A 12820-nucleotide genomic window follows, 5' to 3' on the forward strand; every position below is an offset into this window, starting at 1 on the left:
GAGGCGTTCCGGTATTTGTCGCAGGCGCGGCATGTGGGCAAGGTGGTCCTGACCGTTCCGGCACCGATGGATCGGGATGGCACGGTGCTGATCACTGGTGGTACGGGTGGTCTGGGCGCGCTGGTGGCCCGGCATCTGGTCACCCAACACGGGGTGCGGCATCTGCTGCTGGCCAGCCGTCGTGGCCTTGATGCGCCCGGTGCCAGTGAACTCGTCGGCGAGCTTGCCGAGTTGGGTGCCGGTGTCGAGGTGGCGGCCGTGGATGTCGGTGATCGCGCGGCCCTGGTGGAGGTACTGGCTGCGGTGCCGGAGGAGCATCCGCTGACCGCCGTGGTGCACACCGCGGGGATCGTCGATGACGGTGTCGTGGGCTCCCTGACTCCGGAGCGCATGTCCGGGGTGCTGCGGCCGAAGGCGGACGCGGCCGTGCATCTGCATGAGCTGACCCGGGGCGCCGATCTGTCGGCGTTCGTGGTCTTCTCCTCCGTCGCGGGAACGTTCGGCAGTGCGGGGCAGGCCAACTACGCGGCCGCCAACGCCTTCCTGGACGCCTTCGCCGCAAGGCGCCGTTCGTCCGGTCTCCCGGCCACTGCCCTGGCCTGGGGCCCCTGGGCGCCCGGCGCGGGCATGACCGCCGATCTTGCCGAAGCCGACCTGCGCCGCATGGCACGTGAGGGTATGCAGCCGCTCGATCCCGGCCAGGGCCTGCAACTTTTCGATGCCGCTCTGGGCGCCGGCTCGGCATGGGAACGGGCGGCGGTTCTGCCCGTCAGCCTCGACGTCAACGCCCTCCGCAAGCGCGGACATGAGGTCCCTGCCCTGTTGCGCTCGATCGTTCGCGCCCCCGTGCGCAGGGCCCTCGAAGCACGCTCGGCGGCCGGAAGCGCGGCCGATCTCCGTCAACGCGTCATGGGGCTTCCCCAGGCCTCCCGCGAGAAATTCCTACTGGACCTCGTCTGCGGACAGGTCGCCTCCGTCCTGGGCCACGCGTCCGCGGCCGACGTGCAGCCGGACCAGGCGTTCAAGGCGCTCGGCTTTGACTCCCTGACGTCGGTCGAGCTGCGCAACCGCATGAACGCGGCCACCGGTATGCACCTGCCCGCGACCCTGGTCTTCGACTGCCCCACCCCCGCCGTACTCGCTCGCCACCTGCTCTCGGAGCTGTCCGCCGGAGAAGCGACCGAGGTCGCCGCTCCCGCTCTGCCTGCGGCGGTGAGTGTGGGCGACGATCCGGTGGTGATCGTCGGCATGGCGTGCCGGTTCCCGGGCGGGGTGGGTTCGCCGGAGGATCTGTGGCGGCTGGTGAGCGAGGGCGGGGATGCGATCGGCGGTTTCCCGACCGATCGTGGCTGGGACCTGGACGGTCTCTACGACCCCGAGCCGGGGCGTGTCGGCCGTTCTTACGTGCGTGAGGGCGGATTTCTCTATGACGCCCCGCTGTTCGACGCCGGGCTCTTCGGGATTTCGCCGCGTGAGGCGTTGGCGATGGATCCGCAGCAGCGGTTGCTGCTGGAGACGTCGTGGGAGGTCTTCGAGCGGGCGGGCATCGATCCGTCCACTCTGCGCGGCAGCCGTACCGGCGTCTTCGCCGGAGCCATCACCCAGGACTACGGCTCATTCATGCGCGCAGGGGAGCACGACTCGGACGGCTATCTGTTGACCGGGAACACCGGCAGCGTTGCGTCGGGCCGTATCGCCTATTCCTTCGGTTTCGAGGGGCCTGCGGTGACGGTGGACACGGCGTGTTCGTCGTCGTTGGTGGCGTTGCATCTGGCGGCGCAGGCGTTGCGGTCGGGTGAGTGTGATCTGGCGCTGGCCGGTGGCGTGACGGTCATGGCGGGTCCGGATATGTTCGTGGAGTTCTCGCGGCAGCGGGGTCTGGCCTCGGATGGCCGGTGCAAGGCGTTCGCCGATGGTGCGGATGGTACGGCGTGGTCGGAGGGCGTCGGTCTGCTGCTGGTGGAGCGGTTGTCCGATGCGCGTCGTAACGGTCACCGTGTGCTGGCCGTCGTCGCCGGTTCCGCGGTGAATCAGGACGGTGCGTCGAACGGTCTGACGGCGCCGAACGGCCCGTCGCAGCAGCGCGTGATCCGACAGGCCCTGGCGGGTGCCGGGCTGAGCCCCGCCGACATCGACGCGGTCGAAGCACACGGCACTGGGACTCCGCTGGGTGATCCCATCGAGGCGCAGGCCTTGCTGGCCACGTACGGCCAGGATCGTGAACGGCCTTTGTGGCTCGGCTCGTTGAAGTCCAACATCGGCCACACCCAGGCGGCGGCGGGTGTGGGCGGTGTGATCAAGATGGTCATGGCGATGCGGCAGGGGGTGCTGCCCCGCACCCTGCACGTGGAGGAGCCGTCCTCGCACGTGGACTGGTCGGCCGGTGAGATCTCCCTGCTGAACGAGAACGTGGAGTGGCCACGGGCGGAGAACCGTCCGCTGCGTGCGGGCGTGTCGTCCTTCGGCATCAGCGGCACCAATGCGCACGTCATCATCCAGCAGGCCCCGGACACGCCGACGGAACCCCCGGCTCCCGAGGCCGAAACGCCGACGGAACCCCCGGCCCCGGAGGCCGACACGCCGTCGCAACCCGTCCTCGTTCCCGTGGTGGTGTCGGGCGCCGGCGCTCCGGCGGTCGGCGATCAGGCGGAGCGGCTGTTGGCGTGGCTGGACGGCATGGCTGCTGACGGTGTGCGTGTCGCCGATGTGGGGCTTGCGTCCGTCACGACCCGGGCCGTGCTGGAACACCGCGCCGTGCTGCTCGCCGCCGACCGAGCCGAACTGCTCCAGGGCCTCCGTGCCCTGGCGGACGGCACCGACGCACCGGGGCTTGTCCTCAAGGACGAGACGCACTCCGGGAAGACAGCGCTGCTCTTCGCGGGCCAGGGGGCCCAACGCCTGGGAATGGGGCGGGAGTTGTACGACACGTACCCCGTCTTCGCCGAGGCTTTCGACGCGGTCGACGAGCAGCTTCCGTTCGGCTTGCAGGAGATCGTCTTCGGCGAGGACGCGGAGCGGCTGAATCGTACGGAGTTCACGCAGCCGGCACTCTTCGCGCTGGAGGTGGCGCTGTTCCGGCTGCTGGAGTCGTGGGGGGTCCGGCCGGACGTACTCGCCGGGCACTCCATCGGTGAGATCGCCGCCGCCCACGTCGCCGGTGTGTGGTCGCTCTCGGACGCGTGCCGACTCGTCGTCGCCCGGGGCCGGTTGATGCAGGCCCTGCCGGAGGGCGGAGCAATGGTCTCGCTCCAGGCATCCGAGGAGGAGGTACTTCCCCTCCTGGAGGGCCGGGAAGCACAGGTCGGGATAGCGGCCGTCAACGGCCCCCGCTCGGTCGTCATCGCCGGCGTGTCGAACGCCGTCGACGACACGGCCGCCCCCTTCCGCAACGAGGACCGTAAGACCACGTCTCTCCGCGTCAGCCACGCCTTCCACTCTCCCCTGATGGAACCGATGCTCGCCGACTTCCGCAAGGTCGCGGAGACTCTGACGTACGAGCCACCGAAGCTGCCCCTGGTCTCCGCGGTCACCGGAGAGGCCGCGGCCACCGACGAGCTGATGTCCCCCGAGTACTGGGTGCGGCACGCCCGCCAGACCGTCCGCTACGCGGACGCCGTCCGGACCCTCGCCGAGCAGGGTGTCGTCCGCTACCTCGAACTCGGCCCGGACGGAACCCTCACCGCCCTCGCTCAGACAGTCCTGGACGACCCCAGGGCCGCTGTCGTCGTGCCGGCGCTCCGCAAACACCGGCCCGAGACACCCTCCCTCCTCGGAGCGGTCGCCGGGTTGTTCACACGAGGCGCCGACGTGAACTGGCGCGCCGTCTTCGCCGGGCGCGATGCCCGCCCCGTCGAGTTGCCGACCTACGCCTTTCAGCGGAAGCGGTTCTGGCCGCTGGCGTCGCACCGGCCGGGCGACCTGGCCGCGGCCGGGCTCGGTGCGGCCGGGCACCCCCTGCTGGGCGCGGCCGTCGAACTCGCAGGCGGGGGAGTGGTGTTGACGGGCCGACTCTCGCTGCGTTCGCACCCGTGGCTGGCGGACCACACCGTCCTCGGGACGGCGGTCTTCCCCGGCACGGGCTACGCCGAGCTGGCCCTGCGCGCCGGCGAGGAGGTGGGCTGCAACGGCGTCGAGGAGCTGACGATCGGACTCCCGCTGGTCGTCCCGGAGCAGGGCACGGTTCGGGTCCAGGTCACCGTAGGCGTGGCCGACGACTCCGGACGACGCACCGTGGAGGTGCACTCACGCCCGGAGGGCCCCACGGACGACACGCCGTGGCGGCTGCACGCGGACGGGCTGCTGGTGCCGGACGTGACGTCGGACACGCACGAAGCGGGGTCCGGCCTCGTGGAATGGCCCCCGAAGGACGCCGAGCCATGCCCCGTCACCGACGCGTACGACCGGTTCGCCGCGGCAGGGCTGGACTACGGCCCCGTGTTCCAGGGGCTGCGTGCGGTCTGGCGGCGTGGCGAGGACGTGTTCGCCGAGGTCGTGCTGCCCGAGGAGCACGACGGGCTCGCGGGCCGGTTCGGGCTGCATCCCGCCCTGCTCGACTCGGCCCTGCACGCGGTCCTCTACGGGCCGCTCGGCGAAGCGGGAGCCGGTCGGGTGCCCTTCTCCTGGAACGGGCTCACACTGTATGCCTCCGGTGCCCGGGCCCTGCGGGTGCGCGTTTCCCCTGCGGGTGCCGATGGGGTCGCCCTGCACCTCGCCGATCCGACGGGTGCCGCGGTCGCCTCCGTCGCATCGCTGGTACTGCGAGAGGTGCCGTCCGAACTGGCCGCGGGCACGGGCATGGTCGCACCGTCCGGGACCTATCGGATCGACTGGATTCCGCTGCCGTCGTCATCCCCGCACGCCGCCCCGGGGAACAGCGGCCCGCAGGCGCCGGCCCGCACCGACGAGGCGCCGCCCGCGGACGGCCGTACGGTCGTGCTCACGGATCACGCGGCACCGGACCACTACGCCTCACTGAACGACGACACGGCATCGGTCGGCAACGCGGCATCGGTCGGCAACGCGGCACCGGTCGGCAACGCGGCATCGGTCGACAATGCGGCACCGGAGAACGACACGGCACAGGACAGCGACGCCGCTGTGGCGCCAGACCCAGGGACGCCCGCAGGCCTCCCCTCCGCGGAACGCACTGCCGTACCCGCCCGCACCTGGTCCGGGCTGACCCGGGCCGTCCACGACGGCGACACCGCTCCCGAGACCGTGCTGCTCCCCTGGGGCGGCGGCCGCCAGGACGCCCGGCTCACCGGTTCCGCCGCCGAGGCCCACGCCGTCACCGCCGCCGCGCTGGCCTTCGTGCAGGACTGGCTGGCGGCCGACGAGTTCGCGGACACACGGCTGGTCGTCGTCACGCGGGGCGCGGTGGCGGTGGCGCCGGAGGAGGAGCCGGACCCAGCGGCGGCCGCCCTGTGGGGTCTGGTGCGCTCCGCCCGTACCGAGAACCCCGGTCGCTTCGCTCTCGCCGACCTGGATGGCGCACCGGAGTCCTGGGACACCCTGGTCGCGCTGCTCAACCGGCCGGGCACGCCCGCCGAAGAGGCCGAACTCGCCGTTCGCGGAGCCACGGTACTCGTCCCCAGGCTCGCCCCGGTGACCTTGCCCGGTCCCTCCGCCGGTACGCCGGCCGACTCCGCCACGGCGACCGGCGCAGGCCCCGACCCGAAGGGTGAGGCCGACGGCGACCGGGCCCCAGGTCCCGACCCGAAGGGTGAGGCCGACGATGACCGGGTCCCCGGCCCCGGCATGAAGGGTGAGACCAATGGCGACGGGGCTCCCGGCCCCGACCCGAAGGATGGGCCCGATGGCGACCGGACTCCCGCCCCCGCCGCGAACACCGGAACGGGCGCCGGGTCCGCGGTGCGGCTCGCGGACGGTACGGTCCTCGTCACCGGCGGTACCGGCGGGCTGGGCGCTCTGGTCGCCCGTCACCTGGTGACCGAGCACGGCGTACGTCATCTGCTTCTGGCCGGGCGCCGCGGACCGGACGCCCCGGGTGCGGCCGAACTCTCCGCAGAACTGACCGGCCTGGGCGCCGACGTCACCATCGCGGCCTGCGACGTGGCCGACCGCCCGGCGTTGGAGACCCTGCTTGCGTCCGTCCCCGCCGACCGGCCGCTGACCGGCGTCGTCCACACCGCGGGCGTGGTCGACGACGGCGTGGTGTCGTCGCTGACCGGGGAGCGGCTGCGGACGGTGCTGCGGCCCAAGGCGGACGCGGCCGACCACCTCGACGCCCTCACCCGCGACCTGAACCTGGCCGCGTTCGTGCTGTTCTCCTCGGTCTCCGGCACGTTCGGCGGCGCCGGGCAGGCCAACTACGCGGCCGCCAACGCCTATCTGGACGCCATCGCCCTGCGTCGCCGGTCCCTGGGCCTTCCCGCGGTCTCCCTCGCCTGGGGCCCGTGGGCACCCGGTACGGGCATGACCGGCGACCTGACCGAGAGCGACCTGCGCCGCATGGCGCGCGGCGGGGTACGGCCGCTCGCCGTCGACCAGGGCCTCGCCGTCCTTGATGCCGTACTGCGACACGCCGAGTCACCCCTCCTCCTGCCCGTCAGCCTCGACTTCGGGGCGCTGCGTCGACTCCCCGACCTGCCGGCGCTGTTGCGTGGCGTCGTGCGGGGCGCGACACGCCGGGCCGCCCACACCGGCGGGCACGGCGGAGACGGCGACGAACTGCGCGCCCGGCTGCTGGCCCTGCCTTCCGCGGAGCGCGAACCGTTCCTGCTCGAACTGGTCGCCGGGCTCGTGGCCCAGGTGCTCGGCCACGCCTCGGCGGCCGACGTGGAGGCCGACCAGGCGTTCAAGACGCTCGGGTTCGACTCGCTCACCTCGGTCGAGCTGCGCAACCGCGTCAATGCGGCGACCGGGCTGCGACTGCCCGCCACCCTGGTCTTCGACCACCCCTCGCCCGCCGCCCTCGCCCGGCACCTGCTGACCGGACTCGCCGGAGACGCCACCGACCCGCACGGCCCGGCGATGCCCGCCTGGAAGGGCGTGGACGACGACCCGGTGGTCATCGTCGGCATGGCCTGCCGCTACCCCGGCGGCGTCGAGTCGCCCGAGGACCTGTGGCGGCTGGTCAGCGAGGGCGGTGACGCGATCGGTGACTTCCCGGCCGACCGTGGCTGGGACATGGAGGCGCTGTACGACCCTGAGCCCGGCCTGCTCGGCAAGACCTACGTACGCAGGGGCGGGTTCCTGTACGACGCCGCGTCCTTCGACGCCGGGCTGTTCGGGATCTCGCCGCGTGAGGCGCTCGCGATGGATCCGCAGCAGCGGTTGCTGCTGGAGGTGTCCTGGGAGGTCTTCGAGCGGGCGGGCATCGATCCGACGGCGCTGCGCGGCAGCCGCACCGGGGTGTTCGCCGGCGTCATGGGGCAGGACTACAACTCCTGCCTACGCACGGGCGAGCACGACTCCGAGGGCTATCTGCTGACCGGCAACACGAGCAGCGTCCACTCCGGCCGTATCGCCTACACCTTCGGCCTCGAGGGACCGGCGATGACGGTCGACACCGCGTGCTCGTCCTCCCTGGTCACCCTTCACGTGGCCGCTCAGTCGCTGCGGTCCGGTGAGTGCGATCTGGCGCTCACCGGAGGCGTCATGGTGATGTCCACCCCGGACACGTTCGTCGACTTCAGCCAGCAGCGCGGCCTCGCCCTCGATGGGCGGTGCAAGTCCTTCGGCGCGAGGGCGGACGGCACCGCATGGTCCGAGGGCATCGGCATGCTGGTGCTGGAGCGGCTGTCGGACGCGCGCCGCAACGGGCACCGCGTACTGGCCGTGGTCGCCGGTTCGGCCGTCAACCAGGACGGCGCCAGCAACGGTCTGACGGCGCCCAACGGCCCCTCGCAGGAGCGCGTGATCCGTCAGGCGCTGGCGGGTGCCGGGCTGCGGGCCGCCGATGTGGACGCGGTGGAGGCGCACGGCACGGGGACCCCGCTGGGCGATCCGATCGAGGCGCAGGCACTCCTGGCCACCTATGGCCAGGATCGTGAAGTGCCGCTGTGGCTGGGCTCGTTGAAGTCGAACGTCGGTCACACGCAGGCCGCGGCCGGTGTGGGCGGCGTGATCAAGATGGTGATGGCGATGCGGCACGCGGTGCTGCCGCGCACTCTGCACGCCGAGGAGCCGTCCCCGTTCATCGACTGGTCGGCCGGTGAGATCTCCTTGCTGAACGAGAACGTGGAGTGGCCGCGGCCGGAGGACCGTCCGCGGCGCGCGGGCGTGTCGTCCTTCGGCATCAGCGGCACCAACGCCCACGTCATCATCGAAGAGGCCCCCGGGATCGTCGCCGCACCCGCAGTCGACGCTTCCGGCCCGGCCGCGCCGGCCGCCGAGTTGCCCGTGACGCCCGTCGCGCTGTCCGCCGCGTCGGAGGAGGCCCTGCGCGGCCAGGCCGAACGGTTGTGGGCCCGCCTCGACGCCGACCCCGCACTCCGGCTGAGCGACGTGGGGCTCTCCTCAACCCTCCGCCCCTGGATGGAACACCGCGCGATGGTCCTCGCCCCGGACCGCGACGCGCTACTGCGCGGCTTGCGCGCCCTGGCGGCGGACGAGCGCGACAGGCACGTCGTCCTCGGCGACCCGGACCGCTCTGGCCGGCGGCTCGCCTTCCTCTTCGCGGGACAGGGGTCTCAACGGCTCGGCATGGGGCGTGAGTTGTACGAGGCGTTCCCCGTCTTCGCAGAGGCCTTCGACGCGGTCGACGCGGAAGTCCCGTTCGGGTTGCGGGAGGTGGTCTTCGGCGAAAACGCGGACCTGCTGAACCGTACGGAATACGCGCAGCCCGCTCTCTTCGCGCTGGAGGTGGCGCTGTTCCGGCTCCTGGAGTCGTGGGGTGTGCGGCCGGATGTGCTGATCGGGCACTCCATCGGTGAACTGGCGGCGGCCCATGCGGCGGGCCTGTGGTCCCTGGCGGACGCGTGCCGGCTCGTGGTGGCCCGGGGACGGTTGATGCAGGCGCTGCCGGAGGGCGGGGCGATGGTGGCGGTGCAGGCCTCCGAGGAGGAGGTGCTGCCGCTGCTGGAGACGCGGGGGTCCGACGTCGGCATCGCGGCGGTCAACGGTCCGCAGGCGGTGGTGGTCTCGGGAGCGGCGGAGGCGGTCGGGGAGATCGCGGAGCACTTCCGCGCGCAGGATCGCAAGGTGTCGTTCCTGCGTGTGAGTCATGCGTTCCACTCGCCGCTGATGGAGCCGATGCTTGATGAGTTCCGGCAGGTGGCCGAGAGCGTCGCGTACGCCGAGCCGCGCGTGGCCGTGGTGTCGACGCTGACGGGTGAGGCTGTGGCGGCCGAGGAACTCAAGTCGGCCGGGTACTGGGTGGACCAGGTGCGGCGGCCGGTTCGCTTCGCCGACGGTGTCGGAGCTCTGGCGGAACAGCATGTGGCCCGGTTCGTCGAACTGGGCCCGGACGGCACACTGACCGCGCTCGCCCAGGACTGCGTCGACGGTCAGGGGCGTCTGCTGACCCCCACTCTGCGCAAGGACCGCCCCGAGGCCGCCTCGCTCCTCACAGCCGCCGCCGCGCTGCATCTGCACGGTGGGCGGGTGGACTGGCGGGCCGTGTTCGCCCCGACGACGGCTGCCGTGGTGGATCTGCCGACCTACGCCTTTGAGCATGAGCGCTTCTGGCCCGAGGGAGCGAGGCTGGGCGGCGAGCCGACCGGGGCGTCCTCCGACCGGGCGGACGCCCGCTTCTGGACCGCCGTCGAACGCGGCGACGTCCGTGCGCTGGCCGACTCGCTCGGTGTGGCGCAGGACGCGCTGGACGGACTGCTGCCGGCCCTGTCGTCGTGGTGGCGCGGGCAGCAGGAGCACTCCCGGGTGGACGACTGGCTGTACGGCACGAGCTGGAAGCCCCTCGGCTCGGTCTCCGGCGCGGCACTGCCCGGACGCTGGCTGGCGGTACTGCTCGCCGGGCCGACGGACGACGCGTGGACCGCCGACGTACTGGACGGCCTCGCGGCGAGCGGGGCCGAGCCGGTGCCGGTCGCGTACGAGCCCGGCACCGACCGGGCGGCACTGGCCCGACTGCTGGCTGACGCGGCCGGGGAGGAGCCCGTCGCCGGGGTTCTGTCGTTCCTGGCACTGCCCGAGCGGCACCACGAGGACGACACCGACGGTGACGGATACGACGCTTCGGGCGCGCCCCCTGGCGACGGCGTACCGGCCGGTCCCGCCGCAACCGCCCTCCTCGTGACCGCGCTGGGCGACGCCGGGATCACCGCCCCGCTGTGGGCGCTGACCCGCGGCGCGGTCCGCGTCAACAGGTCCGACCGGGCCCCCGACCCGGCTCAGGGCGCCGTGTGGGGACTGGGGCGGGTTGCGGCGCTGGAACGCCCGGACGGATGGGGCGGCCTGGTCGACCTGCCGCAGGCCGTGGACCGCCGCGTGGTGGGACGCCTCGTCGGCGTGCTCACCGGGCGTGCCGGAGAGGACCAGGTGGCGATCCGGACGACCGGCGTGTTCGGGCGGCGACTCGTCCGGCCCGCCTCCGGCTCGCTGGGCGCGGGCTGGCGCCCGTCCGGCACCGTGCTGATCACCGGCGGTACGGGCGCACTGGGCGGCCGAGTGGCCCGCTGGGCCGCCGCGCAGGGCGCCGAGCACCTGGTGCTCATCAGCCGCCGCGGGCCCGACGCGCCCGGCGTACCCCAACTGCGGGACGATCTGGCCGCATTGGACGTACGGGTGACGGTGGCCGCCTGCGACGCCGCCGACCGGGACGCGCTCGCGGCGCTGCTGGCCGAGCACCCGGTGGACGCGGTGGTGCACACAGCCGGTGTTCTCGACGACGGGCTCCTGGAGACGCTGACCCCGGAGCGGTTCGCGAACTCCCTGCGCTCCAAGGCCGTGGCCGCCCGCAACCTCGACGAGCTGACCCGCGACCGGGAGCTGTCGGCGTTCGTGCTGTTCTCGTCGTTCGCGGGCGCCATCGGCTCCCCGGGCCAGGGCAACTACGCCGCCGCCAACGCCTACTTGGACACCCTCGCCGAGCGGCGCAGGGCCGCCGGGCTCCCGGCCACCTCCGTGGCATGGGGCCCATGGGCGGAGGACGGCATGGCGACCTCCGGCAGCGTCGAGGAGTATCTGCGTCGCCGGGGACTGTCCGGGCTCGACCCCGACCTGGCCCTGGTGGCGATGGAGCGGCTGGCGGGCGGCGGCGACCCGGCCGTGGTCGTGGCGCGAGTGGACTGGACACGCTTCGCGCCCGCCTTCACCGCAGGCCGGGCAACCACCGTACTCGGCGAGATACCGGAGGCGGCCTCGGCACTGGAGGGCGCCACGTCGGTCGGGGACGCCGGAGCCCTGCAGGAGCGGCTGGCCGGGCTCGGCCCGGACGAACGCACAGCGGCGCTGGTCGAGTTGGTGCGGGAACAGACGGCCGTGGTCCTGGGGCACGCCAGGGCCGACGCGGTCGACCCGGCCCGCGCGTTCCGGGAGGCGGGATTCGACTCGCTGACCGCCGTGGAGCTGCGCAACCGGTTGGGCGCGGCCACCGGACTCCGGCTGCCGGCGACGCTGGTGTTCGACTATCCCGCACCGGTGAACATCGCCACGTACCTGGACGCCGAACTCGCCGGGCACGGCGGCGAGTCGGCAGGGACAACCGGCGTCGTCGGCGAGATCGACCGCCTGGCACAAGCTCTCGCGGACCAGGCCGGAATCGGCGGCGAAACGCACCTGGAGATCACGACGAAGCTGAAAGCGCTGCTGGCGATGTGGACCGGCGCCGACACCACCGACGGGACGGAGGACGAGGGCGTGGAACTGGAAGGAGTGACGGACGACGAGATGTTCGACCTGATCGACAAGGAATTCGGGATCTCCTGACCACCGGCTCCGGCGATTCACGGTTTCTGCGAGGAAGTAGGGCACGATGGCAAGCAATGAAGAAAAGCTGCGGGACTACCTGAAAAAGGTGACGGCGGACCTCCGTCACACCCGCAAGCGCCTTCATGATGCCGAGACGAGCCGTCAGGAGCCCGTCGCGATCGTCGGTCTCGGCTGCCGCTTCCCCGGGGGAGCCGACACGCCCGAGGAGTTCTGGCGCCTGCTCGCCGAAGGGCGCGACACGGTCTCCGACTTCCCCGCCGACCGGGGCTGGGACCTCGACGCCGTCTTCGACCCCGCCGGCGGCCCCGGAACCACGTACGCCCACCAGGGAGCCTTCCTCTACGACGCCCCTTTGTTCGACTCCACCTTCTTCGACATCTCACCCCGCGAGGCCCGGACCATGGACCCCCAGCAGCGGCTGCTGCTGGAGACCTCGTGGGAGGCGCTGGAGCGGGCGGGCATCGAACCGGGGGCGCTGCGCGGCAGCCGTACGGGAGTGTTCGCGGGCACCAACGGCCAGGACTACCTGGCACTGATGCTCAACCGGCCCGAGGAATCCGACGGCCAGCTGACCACCGGCATCACCGCGTCGGTGCTTTCGGGTCGGGTGTCGTATGTGTTGGGGCTTGAGGGGCCTGCGGTGACGGTGGATACGGCGTGTTCGTCGTCGTTGGTGGCGTTGCATTTGGCGGTGCAGGCGTTGCGTGCGGGTGAGTGTGATTTGGCGTTGGCCGGTGGTGTGACGGTGATGTCGACGCCGGGTGCGTTTGTGGAGTTTTCGCGGCAGCGGGGGTTGGCGGGGGATGGTCGGTGCAAGGCGTTTGCGGAGGGTGCGGATGGTACGGGGTGGGGTGAGGGTGTTGGTGTTGTGGTGGTGGAGCGGTTGTCGGATGCGCGGCGGAATGGGCGTCGGGTGTTGGCGGTGGTGCGGGGGAGTGCTGTTAATCAGGATGGTGCGTCGAATGGG

2 protein-coding genes are annotated in these 12820 nt (G+C 72.3%); both read left to right on the top strand.

The window, feature by feature from the left end; all coding sequences use genetic code 11:
• Positions 1-33 precede the first annotated feature (33 nt).
• Positions 34-11850 carry a type I polyketide synthase gene (locus AB0M26_RS30185; protein WP_365265964.1) on the top strand — a complete coding sequence of 3939 codons (11817 nt, stop codon included), beginning with the start codon at positions 34-36 and terminating at the stop codon, positions 11848-11850.
• 46 nt (positions 11851-11896) lie between these two features.
• Positions 11897-12820: beta-ketoacyl synthase N-terminal-like domain-containing protein (locus AB0M26_RS30190; protein ID WP_365265966.1), on the top strand; the 924-nt coding region annotated here is incomplete at its 3' end.

The organism is Streptomyces sp. NPDC051776, from assembly GCF_040681345.1.
Taxonomy (GTDB): domain Bacteria; phylum Actinomycetota; class Actinomycetes; order Streptomycetales; family Streptomycetaceae; genus Streptomyces.